Origin of the sequence: Clostridium gallinarum, assembly GCF_014836325.1 — a bacterium.
Classification (GTDB): domain Bacteria; phylum Bacillota; class Clostridia; order Clostridiales; family Clostridiaceae; genus Clostridium; species Clostridium gallinarum.
The window spans coordinates 1-17,242 of record NZ_JACSQZ010000064.1 but is presented as its reverse complement, the minus strand read 5'-3'; the positions used below and the strand labels follow the sequence as shown (position 1 = coordinate 17,242).

Annotated in this window: 16 protein-coding genes; 1 reads left to right on the top strand and 15 read right to left on the bottom strand. The window is 27.4% G+C overall.

Features of this window, described 5'->3' with window-relative positions; all coding sequences use genetic code 11:
- Positions 1–133 precede the first annotated feature (133 nt).
- The 11 genes from H9660_RS13625 to H9660_RS13575 all read right to left on the bottom strand — a co-directional run bounded on the left by H9660_RS13625 (position 134) and on the right by H9660_RS13575 (position 11,914).
- The gene (locus H9660_RS13625) at positions 134–976 is read right to left on the bottom strand and encodes a 3-hydroxybutyryl-CoA dehydrogenase (protein ID WP_191750930.1); all 843 of its coding nucleotides are present in this window, start codon (positions 974–976) and stop codon (positions 134–136) included.
- A gap of 182 nt (positions 977–1,158) precedes the next feature.
- Positions 1,159–2,163: an electron transfer flavoprotein subunit alpha/FixB family protein gene (locus H9660_RS13620; RefSeq protein ID WP_191750929.1), complete on the bottom strand. Its 1,005-nt coding sequence runs from the start codon at positions 2,161–2,163 to the stop codon at positions 1,159–1,161.
- Between the two features lie 19 nt (positions 2,164–2,182).
- Positions 2,183–2,962, bottom strand: coding sequence for an electron transfer flavoprotein subunit beta/FixA family protein (locus H9660_RS13615; protein ID WP_191750928.1), 780 nt, complete (start codon positions 2,960–2,962; stop codon positions 2,183–2,185).
- A gap of 16 nt (positions 2,963–2,978) precedes the next feature.
- Positions 2,979–4,118, bottom strand: coding sequence for an acyl-CoA dehydrogenase (locus tag H9660_RS13610; protein ID WP_191750927.1), 1,140 nt, complete (start codon positions 4,116–4,118; stop codon positions 2,979–2,981).
- A 90-nt stretch (positions 4,119–4,208) separates the two neighbouring features.
- Complete coding sequence (locus tag H9660_RS13605) at positions 4,209–4,991, bottom strand: short-chain-enoyl-CoA hydratase (RefSeq protein WP_191750926.1); 783 nt, start codon at positions 4,989–4,991, stop codon at positions 4,209–4,211.
- 192 nt (positions 4,992–5,183) lie between these two features.
- Positions 5,184–5,837, bottom strand: coding sequence for a redox-sensing transcriptional repressor Rex (locus H9660_RS13600; RefSeq protein ID WP_191750925.1), 654 nt, complete (start codon positions 5,835–5,837; stop codon positions 5,184–5,186).
- 443 nt (positions 5,838–6,280) lie between these two features.
- On the bottom strand, positions 6,281–8,530 hold the full coding sequence (locus H9660_RS13595) for a heavy metal translocating P-type ATPase (protein WP_191750924.1): 2,250 nt from the start codon (positions 8,528–8,530) through the stop codon (positions 6,281–6,283).
- 20 nt (positions 8,531–8,550) lie between these two features.
- Entirely contained in the window at positions 8,551–8,910 is a 360-nt protein-coding gene (locus H9660_RS13590) for an ArsR/SmtB family transcription factor (protein WP_191750923.1), read from the bottom strand.
- A gap of 521 nt (positions 8,911–9,431) precedes the next feature.
- On the bottom strand, positions 9,432–10,025 hold the full coding sequence (locus H9660_RS13585) for a zinc dependent phospholipase C family protein (protein WP_341479604.1): 594 nt from the start codon (positions 10,023–10,025) through the stop codon (positions 9,432–9,434).
- Positions 10,026–10,170: 145 nt separating this feature from the next.
- On the bottom strand, positions 10,171–11,244 hold the full coding sequence (ytvI, locus tag H9660_RS13580) for a sporulation integral membrane protein YtvI (RefSeq protein WP_191750922.1): 1,074 nt from the start codon (positions 11,242–11,244) through the stop codon (positions 10,171–10,173).
- A gap of 277 nt (positions 11,245–11,521) precedes the next feature.
- Positions 11,522–11,914, bottom strand: a complete 393-nt coding sequence (locus H9660_RS13575; protein WP_191750921.1) for a hypothetical protein — start codon at positions 11,912–11,914, stop codon at positions 11,522–11,524.
- A 202-nt stretch (positions 11,915–12,116) separates the two neighbouring features.
- Between H9660_RS13575 and H9660_RS13570 the strand changes: the two genes are divergently transcribed.
- Complete coding sequence (locus H9660_RS13570; protein ID WP_191750920.1) at positions 12,117–12,605, top strand: lysozyme inhibitor LprI family protein; 489 nt, start codon at positions 12,117–12,119, stop codon at positions 12,603–12,605.
- A gap of 348 nt (positions 12,606–12,953) precedes the next feature.
- On the opposite strand, the gene H9660_RS13565 is transcribed toward H9660_RS13570, so the two are convergent.
- From H9660_RS13565 to H9660_RS13550, 4 genes are all read right to left on the bottom strand, one after another.
- Complete coding sequence (locus tag H9660_RS13565; protein WP_191750919.1) at positions 12,954–13,868, bottom strand: hypothetical protein; 915 nt, start codon at positions 13,866–13,868, stop codon at positions 12,954–12,956.
- 71 nt (positions 13,869–13,939) lie between these two features.
- Entirely contained in the window at positions 13,940–14,272 is a 333-nt protein-coding gene (locus H9660_RS13560) for a M48 family metallopeptidase (RefSeq protein ID WP_243190671.1), read from the bottom strand.
- Positions 14,273–14,589: 317 nt separating this feature from the next.
- Positions 14,590–15,396: an RpnC/YadD family protein gene (locus tag H9660_RS13555; RefSeq protein WP_191750918.1), complete on the bottom strand. Its 807-nt coding sequence runs from the start codon at positions 15,394–15,396 to the stop codon at positions 14,590–14,592.
- A gap of 147 nt (positions 15,397–15,543) precedes the next feature.
- Positions 15,544–17,242 (bottom strand): Piwi domain-containing protein (locus H9660_RS13550; protein ID WP_191750917.1); only part of this gene is annotated, 1,699 nt, incomplete at its 5' end.

Genomic DNA, 17,242 nt, shown 5'->3' with positions numbered 1-17,242 from the left:
AAAAAGCTTCTTGGTAATTACTTTTACTGAACTTTCATCAGTTAGCAAATTACAGCTTTGCTGGGCACGCTCCTAAAAAATAAAAAAGGCTACCAAAAATGGTAACCTCTTTTAAGTAATATATATCTAAATTTTAGTAAGTGTAAAAACCTCTTCCAGTCTTTCTTCCAAGGTATCCAGCTCTAACATATTTTCTTAATAGATTGCTTGCTCTATACTTACTATCACCTGTTTCATTATATAAAACATCCATAATAGCTAGACAAACATCTAAACCTATAAGATCTCCTAAAGCTAATGGTCCCATCGGATGGTTTGCACCATATTTCATTGAAGTATCAATGTCTTCAACTGATGCTATTCCTTCTTGAAGAATAAATGTTGCTTCATTAATCATTGGAATAAGGATTCTATTAACTACAAATCCAGGAGCTTCATCAACTTCTACTGGCTCTTTTCCAATTGCAACTGATAGTTCTTTTACAGCATCAAAAGTTTCTTGTGATGTTGCCATACCTCTTATAATTTCAACAAGCTTCATTACTGGAGCTGGATTAAAGAAGTGCATTCCAATAACCTTATCTGGTCTCTTTGTTGCTGATGCAACTTCTGTTATTGATAAAGAAGATGTATTAGAAGCTAAAATAGTAGATTCCTTACAAATTCCATCTAATTCTGCAAATATAGTCTTTTTAATTTCCATATTTTCTACAGCTGCTTCAATTACTAAATCACAATCTTCGGCAAGAGCTAAATCAGTAGTTCCAGTTATTCTTGAAAGGATTGCTTCCTTATCTTCTTCAGTTATCTTACCCTTAGCAACTAACTTAGTTAAACCCTTATTAATTCCACTAATTCCTCTTTCAACAAACTCATCTTTTATATCCCTAACTATAACCTCATAACCTTTTTGAGCAAATGCTTGAACTATTCCAGCTCCCATAGTACCTGCACCAATTACAAAAATCTTTTCCATTTTCAAAACCCTCCTGTTTAAATGTAAAATGTATAATTAAGAATGTAAAATTAATGTTGAAAATGGATAACTCCATTTTCTATGTTTTAAATCCATAATTACACATTACCAATAATTCATCATCCATTATTATTTTAACTCGGCTCGCCCGAGTTATTTCCTAAATTATGCATTATCTATTATCAATTATTCTTAATTGTTTTTATTTGAGATGTCATTTCTGGTACAATTTTTAATAAATCGCCAACTATTGCATAGTCTGCTGCTTTCATTATTGGAGCTTCTGGGTCTTTGTTTATAGCAATTATCATGTCTGATTCTTGCATACCAGCTACGTGTTGAATTGCTCCCGAAATACCACATGCTATATAAATAGTAGGTCTTACTGTTTTTCCAGTTTGTCCAACTTGATATTCTCTATCTATCCATCCATTTTCAACTGCTGCTCTTGATCCTGCTACTGTTCCACCTAATACTTCTGCTAATTCTTCTAAAATTGCGAAGTTTTCTTGTGAACCAACACCTCTACCACCAGATACTATAAAATGAGCTTCACTTATATCAACTATTTCTTTTGATTCTTTTATTATTTCAAGAATTTTAGTTCTTATATCTGATTCTGCTATTTCTATTTCCACTTCTTCAACAGTGAAATTTCTTTCTTCGTCAGGTAATCTTTCAAATACTCCTGGTCTTACTGTTGCCATTTGTGGTCTATGATCTGGACAAACAATAGTTGCCATTAAGTTTCCACCAAATGCAGGTCTTGTAGCAAGTAAATCTGCTTTTTCTACATCAACATCTAAAACTGTACAGTCAGCAGTTAATCCAGTAGATAACCTTGCTGCCACTCTAGGACCTAAATCTCTTCCGATAAATGTTGCACCAATAAGAACTATTCCTGGTTTTCTTTCATTAGCTAAATCACATATTATCTTAGTATATCCATCAGTAGTATAATGCTCTAATAAGCTACTTTCAGCTACTAAAACTTCATCTGCTCCATGTCTTCCTAATGTATCAGCTAATCCCTTTATATCCTTACCTAATAATAGTGCTGTTAATTTAACTCCTAATTTATCTGCAATTTTTCTTCCTTCACCAAGTAACTCAAGAGAGACTTTTTGAAGTTCTCCAGCTCTTTGCTCTGCAAATACCCAAACACCATTGTAATCTGCTATACTCATCTTTTTCCCTCCCATATATTTAGATGTAGTGCTTTTCTTTTAATTTTCCTAATACATATTTTACAGCTTCAGTAGGAGATTCATTTATTACTTCTCCAGCTCCCTTAGTTTCTTTGGTCATAGTTTTCTTAACCTTTGTCGGTGAACCCTTAAGACCTAGTTCTTCTTTATCAACATCAATATCATTTGCTGTCCATAATTGAACTTCCTTTTCTGCTTTTTCAAATATATATTTAACATTCATATATCTTGGTTCATTTAATTCTTTAATAGCTGTTAAAAGTACTGGAGTTTTAACTTTTATTAATTCGTATCCATCCTCTAAAGCTCTATTTATTAATATTCCATCTTCTTCTAGCTTTACATCTTGAACATACGTTACTTGAGGTATATCTAGATGTTCTGCAATTTCTGGTCCAACTTGTGCTGTATCTCCATCAATAGCTTGTCTTCCAGCAAATACTATGTCATAATCCAATTTTCTTAAAGCACCTGCTAAAGTTTTAGAAGTGGCTAAAGTATCAGCTCCTGCAAAAGCTCTATCAGTTATAAGAATGGCTTCATCAGCACCCATACACAATGTTTCTCTTAATGCACCTTGTGCTTGAAGTGGTCCCATACTTATTACAGTTACTTTTCCCCCTACAGTATCTTTTATATTTAAAGCTGCTTCTAAAGCATGCTTATCCTCTGGATTTATTATTGATGGCACGCCATCTCTTATAAGTGTTCCTGTTTTTGGATCTATTTTAACAGCTGTTGTATCTGGAACTTGTTTTAAACAAACTACTATATTCATTCTAAATCCTTCCCCCTTATTTCAAAGCATTTCCTGAAATAACCATCTTTTGAACTTCTGAAGTCCCTTCATATATTTCAGTTATCTTAGCATCTCTCATCATTCTTTCTACTGGATATTCCTTAGTGTATCCATATCCACCAAAGATTTGTACAGCCTTAGTAGTAACATCCATAGCAACTTCTGCTGCATAAAGCTTAGCTCTTGCTGCATCTACTGAATAAGGCATTTTATTATCTTTAAGCCATGCTGCTTTGTAAACCAAATGTCTAGCTGCTTCAATTTTTGTATCCATTTCAGCTATCATCCATTGTAATCCTTGGAATGCTGATAATGATCTTCCAAATTGTTTTCTTTCTTTCATATAACTTACAGCTTCTTCAAAGGCTCCTTCTGCTATTCCTAAAGCTTGAGCTGCTATACCTATTCTTCCTCCATCTAGAGTTTTCATAGCTATACCAAAACCTTTACCTTCTTGGCCAACTAAATTTTCCTTTGGAACTATACAGTTACTCATTACTAATTCTGTAGTTGATGAGCCCCTTATACCAAGCTTGTCCTCTTTCTTTCCAATTGAGAAGCCTTGAAATTCTTTTTCAACTATAAATGCTGAAATTCCTCTTGTACCTTTACTCTTATCTGTCATTGCAAATATAATAAATGTATCAGCTACTCCCCCATTAGTTATAAATATCTTTGATCCATTTAATATATAATTATCTCCATCTAAAACAGCTACAGTTTGTTGTCCTGCTGCATCTGTTCCTGCACCTGGTTCAGTTAATCCAAAAGCACCTAACTTTTTACCAGTTGCTAAATCTGTTAAATACTTTTCCTTTTGCTCCTTAGTACCAAATTGTTCTATTAATGAAGCACATAGAGACGTATGAGCAGAAACTATAACTCCAGTTGTTCCACATACCTTTGATAATTCCTCTACTGCTAATATATATGAAAGAGTATCTCCACCTGCTCCACCATATTCTCTTGAAAATGGTATTCCAAGCATTCCAAGCTCAGCCATCTTTTTAACATTTTCCATAGGAAATCTTTCTGTTTCATCAATTTCAGCTGCTATTGGTTTAACTTCATTTAAAGCGAATTCTCTAACCATTTTTTTCACTAATTCTTGTTCTCTAGTTAATTGAAAATTCATTGATTATACCTCCTCGATATTACATCCTATCCTTAAAACTACATTTTATTTTGAATTTTAAAAATATTGCAATATATTTTATTTTTCTGACTATTTATTCGAAAAATTTTTATTTCTTCTTTCCATAAATGCAGACATACCTTCTTTTTGATCTTCAGTTGCAAAGCACTTTCCAAAATCTCCTGCTTCTATTTTAATTGCTTCATCTATATCTACTTGCATCCCTCTATTTATTGCATCCTTACATAACTTAACTGCTATAGGTGCATTTGCAATAATGGTATTTGCAATATTTTTAGCTTCATCCATTAAAGTTTCAAGTGATACAACCTTATTTACTAATCCAATTCGTAGAGCTTCATCTGCCTTTATAATTGCACATGTATAAATAAGCTCCTTAGCCTTACCTTCTCCAACTAATCTAGGTAATCTTTGAGTTCCACCAAAACCTGGAGTTATTCCAAGACCTGCTTCTGGTTGAGCAAATTTAGCTTTTTCTGAAGCTATTCTAATATCACAAGCCATAGCTAATTCACATCCACCACCTAAAGCAAATCCTGATATTGCTGCAATTACAGGCTTATCTAATTTTTCTAATCTTCTGAAAACTCTATTTCCTAAAAGGCCAAATTCTTTTCCTTCTTCTTCAGATAAATCTTTCATTTCTGATATATCGGCACCAGCAACAAAGGCTTTTTCACCAGCTCCTGTTAAAATAACAGAGTAAATGTTACTATCTTTTTCTAGATCTTCTAATACTATATCTAAATCCTTTAAAGTATCAGAATTTAAAGCATTTAATGCTTTAGGTCTATTAATTGTAACAATAGCTAAATGATCTTCTTTTTCAAGAATTATATTTTTTAATTCCATTATAAATCCTCCCTTTTACCCATATTTATACTATCTCAACATCTCAAATATTCTTTTTCTTTATATAATTGTTAATCTTATAACAATTATATATAAAAATAATTGAAGCCCTTGCTTCAATTATAATTATAGACCTTTAAAAATTCTTTTGCAATATATATATTTCTAAATTAAGGTAATTATCTGAAGTTGTTATTTACTTTCTTCTTTAGATTCTTCTTTATCATTTAGTAAATATATTAAAGTTAATAAGCTTTCTGATAAATGTACATTTTCAACTGTAACATCTTCAGGCACAACTAAATCTACAGGCGCAAAATTCCATATTCCAGTCACGCCATTTTCTACTAATAAATCAGATACTTTTTGTGCATTTATTCTTGGTACGCATATTATACCAATATCAACTGAGTTTTCCTTTAAATAACTTCTTAAATTATCTATATCTTGAATTTCTATATCTCTTATTCTCATTCCAACTAATTTAGGGTTAGCATCAAAGATAGCTACTATATCTAATCCTACTTGAACAAATCTACTATAATTAGCAATTGCCTGACCTATGTTTCCAGCTCCAAGTATTACTCCCTTATATTCTTTGTTTAATCCTAAAATTATACTAATTTGATTATACAGATCTTTAACATTATATCCATATCCTTGTTGACCAAAATCTCCAAAGCAATTTAAGTCCTGTCTTATTTGAGATGCCGTAAATCCTATTTTTTCTCCCAATTCTTTCGAAGATATTCTATCTACATCATTTCTTAATAGCTCTTGTAAATATCTATGATATTTGGGTAATCTCTTAATTACGGCCATTGAAATATTTTTTTTCTTATCCATAATTTTTTTCTCCTAATTCTCTTTTTTCTTATATTAAATCATCTTTATTCATATATCTATTATTATTTTACCACTTTTAATTGGATTTTAAAACAATTTAAGTTATCTATTTAACGAAGTTTTTAAAATATTCTTATAAATCCAAATTTTCTTAATATATTTTGATTTAATTATATTAAAGAAAAAAACTCATATAACTACTAAATCCTAAACTTATATTGATTTATTTTAATATGCACATATTCTTATCTTTTATTATTTCCTAAATATAAAAAATTAGACTTATGTATAACGTAGCAGATGCGTTATACATAAGTCTTAGTTTTACAAAACATTGCCTAATTAAAGTAATGATTTGTATGCTTCCCTTATGCCTGAATGTTCTCAACTCCAATAATTATATTTAAAATGATGAATTTTGTCAATAAAAATAATATTTGAAATTACTTCAAGCATCTTGTCGAATTAATAACTGCAATTATTGTTACACCGACATCTGCAAATACAGCTTCCCACATGTTAGCTATACCAATAGCGCCTAAAATCATTACCACTATCTTTATGCCTAACGCAAAAATTATATTTTGCCATAAAATTTTGTTAGTTTTTCTAGCTACCTTTATAGCTGAAACTAATGCTTCTGGATTATCCTTCATTAGTACTACATCAGCTGCTTCAATAGCAGCATCTGAACCTATACCACCCATAGCTACTCCAATATCAGCTCTTGCAAGTACAGGAGCATCATTGATACCATCTCCAACAAATATGACTTTACCTTTAGATTTATTATTCTTTATTATTTCTTCTACTTTCTTTACCTTATCTCCTGGTAATAGTTCAGAATAAACTTTATCGATATTTACTAAACTTGCAACCTTCTCAGCTACAGTTTTATTATCACCAGTTAACATTACAGTTTCTGAAACACCAATTTCTTTTAAAGCTTTTATTGCTTCTTTAGATTCTTCTTTGATTTCATCAGAAATTACAATATTACCTTTATATTCATTATTTATAGCAACATGGACTATTGTTCCAATGGAATTAACTTTATTATATTTAATATTATATTTTTCCATCATCTTGTAATTACCAATTAATATTTCTGAACCTTCTAATAAAGTTTTAACTCCATGTCCAGAAATTTCTTCATAATTACTTAACACTTTAGAATCTATAGTTTTTCCATATTCCATAATTATAGATTGTGCTATTGGATGATTTGATAAACTTTCTGAAATTGCTGCTATTCTTAAAAGCTCTTCTTTATCTATATTTATATTATTAACTTCAGTTACTTTAAATACACCTTTAGTTAATGTTCCTGTCTTATCAAAAACTACTGTATTTATATCTTTTAAAGCTTCTAAATAATTTCCACCTTTAACTAATATACCTTTTCTTGATGCTCCACCAATTCCAGCAAATAATCCAAGAGGAATAGATACAACTAAAGCACAAGGACAAGAAACAACTAAGAAAATTAATGCTCTAGATAACCATTCATTAAAGCTTGAATCTTTTAATACTAATGGTGGTATTACAGCTAGAGCAATCGCTGAAAATACTACAACTGGAGTATAATACCTTGCAAACTTAGTAATAAATTTTTCAGTAGGTGCTTTTTTATTTGAAGCATTTTCAACTAATTCTAATATTCTAGAAACTGTTGATTCTTTAAAACTCTTAGTAACTTTAATTTTTAAAACTCCATTAGTATTTATAAACCCAGCTAATATTTCCTCGCCCTTTGTTATTTCTCTAGGAACTGATTCTCCTGTAAGAGCTGAAGTATCTACAAAGCTTTTTCCTTCAATAATAATTCCATCTAAAGGAACTCTTTCTCCAGGCTTAACAACTATTAATTCATCTATAGCAATATTTTCTGGATTAACCTTTTCTTCAACTTCATTTCTTATTACATTAGCATAATCTGCTCTAATATTCATAAGAGATGTTATTGATTTTCTAGATTTATTAACTGCATAAGATTGAAATAATTCTCCTATTTCATAAAATAACATAACTGCTACACCTTCTGGATATTCTCCAATAAAGAATGCACCTAAAGTAGCTACTGACATTAGGAAGTTTTCATCAAAAACTTCTCCTCTTCCTATATTTTTAATTGCAGTTAATAGTACATTTCCACCTATTAATAAATAACTTAATACAAATAATCCTATTGTTAATTTTGAATCTCTATTTAATAATATTGCCACTACAAAAATTATAGCTCCAATTATTAATCTCAAATTATCCTTTAGAGTAATTGGCTCACTATGAGAATGATCATGGGAATGTCCATGTGTTTCTTCATGAGAATGTGAATGATGTTCATGTAAAGTATGTCCATGATTACTTCTTTGATTATGGCTTTCCTTACAATCTTGATTTTTTAATGAACAGCTTCCATCCTTACAAGTATTTATACTTTTTATTTCCATCTTCACTTCATCTTTATCATAAACTTTAACTTCTGGCTCTAATTTATTTATTATTTCCTTGGCATTTATTATAATTTCATTCTTTTCCTTACTTCCATCGCCTTCAATTATTAATGTTGATGTTGTAAAATTTAAATTTGCTTCTTTAACGCCATCTAAATTGTTAACTTTGGTTTCAATTTTATTTGCACAATTAGCACAAGTTAATCCCGATAATATTAACTTTATTTCTTTTTTATCCATAAATCTCACCACTTTCTTCACTACTCTAATATATGCTTAAATCCTGCATCAAATATGTGCTTTATATGCTCATCTGCTAGTGAATAATATATTACCTTTCCATCTCTTCTAAATCTAACTAATCTACTGTTTTTTAAAACTCTTAATTGATGAGAAATTGCTGATTGGGACATATCTAGTAAAGCAGCTAAATCGCATACACATAACTCTTCTTTGAATAAAGCATGTAAAATTTTTATTCTAGTTGAATCGCTAAAAGCCTTGAAAAAATCAGCTAAATCATATAATATTTCTTCTTCTGGTAAACTTTTCTTAACCTTATCTACAACATCTTTATGAATTATTGTACAATTACAACTTTCTAATTTATTATCACTCATAATTTCTCCCCCATTTAATTACATATGAATAATTGTTCATATGTTCTTTTGTTTTATTATATGCTTGACTCACTACTTTTGTCAATGTTATTTAAGTAAATATATAATATTATTAGTCCTATTTTTTATTAATTTTATTCACAATTTTTTTATTTAAATATATAAAAACTTATTACTAAAACAAGCTCAATATAACTTAAATATATAATAAAATAAGAGATAAACATTATATTCCTTGCTCCGTCGCATGCGCTCTAAGGCAACCTCATACAATGTTTATCTCTTTGCAAACTGAAGGAAGGAAATTATAAAAGCTCTATTTCTTACACTACGAATTTTACTACTCTAATAAATTTATCCACAACTTGTCCATAGATATATTTCCTAACTAATAAAAAAATATTAAAATATCATAGCAAGGTGACTTGGAGCAAATGCGACGGAACCTGAATATGCTATTTTAATACTTTAGACTGAAATTTTAAATTATAAAGAGGTGCCACCCTAAGGATAGCACCTCTTTATATAACTAATGAAATATGATTTTTTAATTTTTGATTTATCATAACTTCTTCTAAGATTAAATCTATTACTGTATTACATATATGACTTGCATATTCTAAATCTCTTTCATAGGCAATTTTACCATTATAATCTTTTTGCAACTTAAGTATATAAACCTTTATATCTTTGGAAGTTAGTAAAGTATTTATATCCTTTCTAGCTGTGTAAAACTTAGAAAATTTATTTAAATCATTCTCATATAAAATATGATCTTTAACAGCTCCAGGACTTTTAAATTCCCACCTTTGATAATGTGGTACACAAAAATAGTCACATAAGAAATGGCATATAACTCCTAATTCTTGATTAAACTTATTAATTGTATATCTTTCATATATATCATCTAAAGATAATGAAGATAAAAATCTTATCTTATTAACTATCATGTCAAAACTTTCATCTATATAATGTTTTTTAAATTTATATTTTGATGCTGAATCAGGTTTTAAATTTCCCCATATAAAATGTCCATCATTTATTAAAAAAACTTTATTTTCGTCAATATTTTTAATAAATGAACTAGCTAAAGACTTGTGAGTATTCATCATCATAGATTTATCACCTCACTTTTTTAATATAATCTAATGATAATACTTTATTAAGAAAAATACAAATTTATATATTTCATTACCTTCCTTAATAATCTAATTAATATTTATATTAGTTAGTATATTTTAATATCAAGATTATGTTAATTTATTTAAATATTTTTATTTTTCCACTGTCATTTAAGTTTTTTATTATTATAACTATAATAGGTAAAATAAATAATCCTAAGAAACCAAATAATTTAACTCCTATAAAAATACAAATTAACATTATTAGTGGATGTAATCCTATTTGTTCTCCAACTATCTTTGGCTCAAGTATATTTCTAACAATAGTTATAAGTACATAAAGTATAGTTAAACCTATAGCTAAAGGAATATTGCCCTTAAATAACTCTATAAATATCCATGGAATAACTACTCCACCAGTACCAAGAACAGGCAGAATATCTACTATAGCAATTAATAAAGCTATTGAAATAGAATTTTTAACTCCTAATATAAATAATCCTATTGATAATTCTACAAAGGTTATACTCATAAGAATTGCATAAGCCTTTACTATTCTAAATAATGTTCCTACAACGTAATCTTTAACTTCAAAAAGCAATCTATTAGATTTACTTGAAAACTGTCTAGTTATAAAATTTGTAATGCTAACATAATCTATCGCAAAGAAAAATGAAGATATAATAGAAAACATTACAAGTATAAAGAAACTTGGAACTATCGATACTGCTGATGAAACAAATGAAACTACACCTGTTGAAATACCAGATATAATAGTTCCTAAAGATTCTACTAATGAAGATGTCATTTCTTTAATAGAATCCATTAAAGTAGGATCTATACTAAATATTGTATCTTCAAAATTACTAGAAATTCTAATAAGGACAGGCTGAATACTATCATTATATATCTCTGGTAATCTTGTAAAAACGTCCTTTATTCCAATAGATACTTTAATTATTAATAATGAAAATAATGCTCCAACAGTAACATAAAATATAAGAAGTGTTAATCCTGCTACTATTTTTCTATTTATATTAAGCTTTTTAGTTATAAAGTTTATAGAAGGCTTTAGCATAAAAGCTATTCCAAAACCTACTACAAAAGGTAAAAGCCAAATTAAAGCATATTTAATTGTTATATAAATTATCCCCACAACTATTAAAGTATATATTGTATTTATTATAAACTCTCTCTTTTTTTCAACGCCCATAGAAGTTACTCCTTATTTTTTTATTTGATTATACACTAAAATTTAGTAAATTTAAATTTATTATAAAAATATTAATTTAATATTCAGAATTTAGTATCTATATGTAGAATATTTACTATATAATTTTATAAACCTCTACCACTTATACTAGGAATTTTTCTATTCTAATAAGATCATCGCATATTTGACTTTATTATAAATTCCCAAATAATAAAAAATAAATTTGCACATAAAGTAGATATAATCTAAATTATATGCAAATTAAATTTAATATTATTTATTCCCAATCAATATTTACAAAACTATCAAACTCTTCATTATTGCAAGTTGGACATTTGCTCTTTAAAAGTTCCTCTAAAGTAATTACATCATATCTTCCTTCACACTTATGACACTTTTGATCTAATATAAATTTCTTTTCAATATCATATTGAATTTCTACATAATTAATAGTTGCTAAATTTCCACACTTATTACACCTTCCATAAGAATTATGATAAACTATGTTATTTGTACTATCTTTATTTAATATATAATCTATAAATTCATTATCTTCTTTAGCAATATTCTTTCTAAAAATATCAAAATCCTTACTTCTAATACCTATTCCCTCAAATAAAGTTGAGCTAAAACCACACTTTTTACATTGAATACTAACTCCTTTTCCCAAAGGTAAATCCCCCTTTAAAACCTATCCTAGTATAAATATATTTTACCATAACTTATATAGAATATGTTTACACAAAAACGTATGTTATTATTCATTAAATATTTCTCTATTATTCCAAATAATGCTATAATATTTTTAGATAGTAGTTTAATTAACCTATTATCTTTAATTTTTATAAATAAATTTAAAAGGAGATTAGATAATGAAAAGAAATATAAATATAGCATTATTTTCAATTTTTATATTATTAATTGGAATTATCATCGGAAGATTTACTTCTCCAGTAAAAGAAGTTGAAAAGATCGTTGAAGTTACATCTCCAAGCTCTGATATGACTAAAAAATATTTATCTAAATTTATAGATATCCAAGAAAAAGTTAATAATTTACCTCATAATGAAGAAAAATATCAAACTACATTAGGAATGAGAGAATTAGCATCAGAAGAATATGAAATGTGGGATACATTGCTTAATGATATATATTCAGAGCTAAAAAATATCTTATCTAATGAAGATATGGAAAAGCTAACAAACTTACAAATTCAATGGATTGCATATAGAGATGAAATAGCTGAAGAAGCTGGTAAAGAAGCTGAAGGTGGAAGCCTACAACCTTTACTTATAACCACCTCTAAAAGTCAAACTACCAAGGAGAGATGCTTAGAACTAATAAATGACTATATGGAATAAAAGTTTATTTTTATAATAACATCACTTTTCATATTTCTTTCTATAAAAAGTGTTAAAATATCATATCTAGGTTCCGCCTTACAGCTACAAGTCACCTCAATATGATATTTTTAACAATTCAAAACGAAATTCAAAAATTTTAATTATATCCTCTTCTAAATCTTTTATTGAATCACGAATCTTTTCCTTTTTTTCATATTAAATTTATCTAATCCTAGATCTATAATAATGAATATACTTAAATTCTAAAATATATCTAGTTCATACTTCTCTGCTTTATTGCAATAAAGATAATCTTTGTAATTAATTCTTTTTTTAATGAAGATACCTTAAGCTTTATTGATAAAATTAATCCATCTTTGAATTACATCTGGCATTATTTTTATATATATTATCAAAAATAAATTTCTCTATAACCTGTTTATTTAATTTTTTAATACTTTCATCTAAATTCCCTTCATATTTACCTTCTGTAGTAAATAAGAAAACCTCATCTGCTAATCCTTTAAATTCATCTAAATTTAAATTAACATTTCCACTTTTAACTTGAACTATTGCCTTCTTACCTGAATCTTTATGTTTAAGGACAAATTCATACTTTACTGTATCTAATCTATTAGTTTTAGGAATTATATAATAACCTTCTTCTTTTTGTAAATAAAGACCAATAACATTTTCACAATCATCTGGAGATAACAGTGAAAATATACTCTTATTCTCTAGATTCAGTTCATATTTTTCATCTTTTGTATATTGATTATATAGTAATTTAGAATACTCTAAAGCTGTATTATCCCATACTTTTTGAACAGTGCTTCTCGTTGCAAAGCTATTTATTACTTTACCTGGCACTTCATCAATTAATCCAACTTTAATCCACTCACATTTTCTTACATTAACAATATCAGCATTAATATATTCTTGAGTACTTTTATATTCCCACTCTCCTATAATCCTCCCTAAATAGTAAACACCTAACTCATCCCTTGTCCAACATAAATCCCCTATTTTCATATTTTTATTAACTATATTAGTGGCAACTTTCCATGAACGTGGAACTTTCTTCTTTTTAGAATTATTTTTATCTTCGTAACAGTACTTTTTTAATGCTTTACTCTCGTACTCTTTCCATGTCATATTATCACTTTCACCAACAGCCCATCCAACTCCTAATATATTTTTTTCTAAACAAAATCTTCTTGGATTTACACTCTCCTTAGAATTAGGCTTAATATTAATTCTCCATAAATTTTCACATCTCATATTAAAAACTCCTTTATATTTATAACTTTAAATATATAAACGTTTATTTCCCTTAATAAAGTCCTCTATATTTATAAATCCATTCTTATACTATAATCCCTAAGCCATTCTTTTCTGATTTCATAATCTCTCATAACAGAAGCTACTAAATCCCAAAGTTCCTGTGAATGATTCATATAATACATATGACACATCTCATGTACAACTATATAATCTAAAGCTGTTGTCTTTGCCATAGCACATCTCCAATTAAATAGAAGTTCATTCTTTGATGTACAGCTAGCCCATCTTTTCTTTTGTTCTTTAATTTTGATATCACTTGGTTTCTTGGCAAAAAACTTTTGATAATACTTAATTCTTTTCTTTACTTGCTCTTCAGTCTTTTCTCTATACCAAGCTTCCATAGCAGCTTTAATAATCTTCTAATTTTTTTCTTTCACATAAACGTGGAATTTTCCTCTGAAAAGTTTAACTTTTTAGTTATTCTGTAAAGTTTTATATATGTATTGGCAAGAAATAATTTATTCCTAACTACATAAAAGATTCTCCGTTTACAAATTCTCTATTAACTTTTTAGCCTAAATTAATGACTTTCCAGATACCTTGTGTATACTGAATAATTCCCTAGTCTCTATAATCTTACTTTAATTATACACTCTTCTACAAACATTAACCTTATTTTGTAAATAAAAAAAGCCATAGATTTCTCTATGACTCATTATTATTTATTTGCTTCATATTCTTTTCTAAGGTGTTTCACCTCATCTAATGATAAATCACACTTCTTAGCAATCATTTCATCATTTAATATATCCATTAAATTTTTAGCTATTTCTTTTTGCTTTTCTAATTGCCCTTCATTAAATATTTTTTGACCTAATGGTGACATACGTATCTTCCTCCCTAATTCATCACTAATTTCAACATTAAACTTTAATGCCAATGATAATAAAATAGTTTGACATTGAATTTTTATTTCTTTATCCTTAATATCTGTACTTAATTCTAGTGCAGATTCTATTACTTTATCCTTACTAATTTTACTATCCATCAATGGAGTAAATTCTAACCATGCAATATCGGTTAATGTAAGTTCTTTTCCTATTGTTAATTTCTCTTTTACATCATTTAATATCTTTTCTGCTGAAAATTTCCCCATATAAATTGGATTAAATTTATATTTAATAGACCCATAATCTAATTCACTATTTACCTTTAAAATATCATTTGTATATATTACATATGTTTCAATCGGCTTTTTATATTGAGAAATTAAATTAGCATCATATAATTGAAATCTATATATATCATCATTTTTCTTTGTGCTTTGAAACTCAAAATGTATAAGTTTTTCATCATCAACCTCATATATAAAATCAACTGAAAGTCTATCTAACTTTATTTCCTTTATATCTCCTCTTAATGGTTTAAAACTAGTTCCTTTTATTCCAAAAATCTCTTTAACGCCATTTAATTGTTTAACAAATGCCTGTGAAAACACTGTGTCTTCTATCTTTAATTTATCCATATTATCTTCCTTATACTTATATATTTAATTATATAAAAATTGAAATTAATTTTTCAAATATATTATCTTAATTATACACCATAACTTAATTAATTAATCACATTTTTAAATTCCAAAAAGCCACAGATTTCTCTGTGACCTTTATTATTAAATAAAATATAAGCAATTTGTATCTATATTAGTTGGTATTAAATCTCTATTTCCATAAGTTGAACTTAAATCTGCATAATAAGTTGTTATTGGTAATCTTATTTTATTTATTACTCCTACATGCATAAAAGTTAATTTATATGCATCCTCAATAATTTTTTCTATATCTAAAGACCCAAATACTCTTCTTATCCTTATCGGTTGTGCCATTCCCATTCCTTCATATGGTTTAGTTGTGCAAACATATGCGGAATCATCTTTATAATAGCATCTTCCCATAATTGTTTTCCATTCTTCACCTTTAGATATAGTTGCTATTCTTCTATTAACTCCTTTAGTTATCTCAATATAATCAAATTCTACTCCTAAATTATTCATAGTATTTTTTAAATTTTCAAGTTCTTCTCTACTTATTCCATCTCTATGAAATGTAATATGCTTTGGTTTACATCTATAAGTATTTTCATATGAATTTACAGCTTCAAAAACTATTTCTCTTAATGTTTCTAATTTTATCTTTTCACCACTTTGCGATGATGAAATAACTTTAGTTTTTAATACTCTTCCATCTTTACCTACAACCTGAATAACACCTGCTTTATTAACCTTATTTTCTCTACTTACATCTAATCCTATAAAACAATCTGAATTTAACTTTTCATTTAAAATCCAAGGTTGTATACCACTTTTAGCATATACTCCTAATAATATATTTAAGAAAATACTGTCTTTATTTTTTTCAATATAACTAAGAGTATCAAACCCAATACACTGTGTTGGAACTTCATTTCCACAACTAAATGTTTTCTTTATAATATTGTAGTACTTATTTAAATTTTCTTCACTTAAGATAACTATTGTTGTTTCATTATAATTAGATACTATTTTCTTTAGTTCATAACTAAAGATATCTTCATTATCAATTCTTATTTCTTTAAAATTAACTATATTATTAAGCTTCACTCTATTTAATGCTACTCCTAATTTACTAGAAAATTGTTCAAGGTCATCACAAAATTTAGATATCTTTTCTAAATTAATTTTACTTTTAGCTAATATTGGGTCTATAAAATATTTTATTTCTATTTTTTTATTTTCATATACCCCAAAACTTTTAAGTCCATATAAAGGATATTTTTGAACTCTAGCATTTCCAAATAATAAATCTGGTTGTTGTAAATCTTTAATTTTATATCCAATATTATCACACATCATGTTTTTCTTTTTAACATCAATATGTTCAACATTTTTAACTATATTTATAACTTCATCAACCATAAACTGCATCTTTTCATTTGTTTTTTGCTTAACTCTAGTATTGAAATCTCTAAGTATATTTTGTGGTAAATTCTCAAATCTACATACTTTCTTTAACCTACTTGGTATGTACGGAAATATAGTATTTTTATTATTTTTTACTAATACAGCCTTCATATCTTTTGGAAGTTTATTTACTATATAACTCTGGTTTTTATTTTCATAATAATCTACTATTGAACAGCCCATATATTCATTTTCTTCACTTATAGTAAAAGGTGCTATACCAACATATTCATATGTTGAATTATAAAAATAATCCTTAACCCTATCACCTATTTTTATATTATTATTTTTTATTTCATACTCTAATGTATTAATATATTCAAAATTATGACTTATATCAAATCCTATAATTATATCTCCAGTACTTTCTATA

What these genes read in the sequence shown, in the direction of transcription:
- H9660_RS13625 (WP_191750930.1), bottom strand. Translation starts at nt 976, where the DNA reads ATGGAAAAGATTTTTGTAATTGGTGCAGGTACTATGGGAGCTGGAATA.
- H9660_RS13620 (WP_191750929.1), bottom strand. Translation starts at nt 2,163, where the DNA reads ATGAGTATAGCAGATTACAATGGTGTTTGGGTATTTGCAGAGCAAAGA.
- H9660_RS13615 (WP_191750928.1), bottom strand. Translation starts at nt 2,962, where the DNA reads ATGAATATAGTAGTTTGTTTAAAACAAGTTCCAGATACAACAGCTGTT.
- H9660_RS13610 (WP_191750927.1), bottom strand. Translation starts at nt 4,118, where the DNA reads ATGAATTTTCAATTAACTAGAGAACAAGAATTAGTGAAAAAAATGGTT.
- H9660_RS13605 (WP_191750926.1), bottom strand. Translation starts at nt 4,991, where the DNA reads ATGGAATTAAAAAATATAATTCTTGAAAAAGAAGATCATTTAGCTATT.
- H9660_RS13600 (WP_191750925.1), bottom strand. Translation starts at nt 5,837, where the DNA reads ATGGATAAGAAAAAAAATATTTCAATGGCCGTAATTAAGAGATTACCC.
- H9660_RS13595 (WP_191750924.1), bottom strand. Translation starts at nt 8,530, where the DNA reads ATGGATAAAAAAGAAATAAAGTTAATATTATCGGGATTAACTTGTGCT.
- H9660_RS13590 (WP_191750923.1), bottom strand. Translation starts at nt 8,910, where the DNA reads ATGAGTGATAATAAATTAGAAAGTTGTAATTGTACAATAATTCATAAA.
- H9660_RS13585 (WP_341479604.1), bottom strand. Translation starts at nt 10,025, where the DNA reads ATGATGATGAATACTCACAAGTCTTTAGCTAGTTCATTTATTAAAAAT.
- ytvI (WP_191750922.1), bottom strand. Translation starts at nt 11,244, where the DNA reads ATGGGCGTTGAAAAAAAGAGAGAGTTTATAATAAATACAATATATACT.
- H9660_RS13570 (WP_191750920.1), top strand. Translation starts at nt 12,117, where the DNA reads ATGAAAAGAAATATAAATATAGCATTATTTTCAATTTTTATATTATTA.
- H9660_RS13565 (WP_191750919.1), bottom strand. Translation starts at nt 13,868, where the DNA reads ATGAGATGTGAAAATTTATGGAGAATTAATATTAAGCCTAATTCTAAG.
- H9660_RS13560 (WP_243190671.1), bottom strand. Translation starts at nt 14,272, where the DNA reads ATGGAAGCTTGGTATAGAGAAAAGACTGAAGAGCAAGTAAAGAAAAGA.
- H9660_RS13555 (WP_191750918.1), bottom strand. Translation starts at nt 15,396, where the DNA reads ATGGATAAATTAAAGATAGAAGACACAGTGTTTTCACAGGCATTTGTT.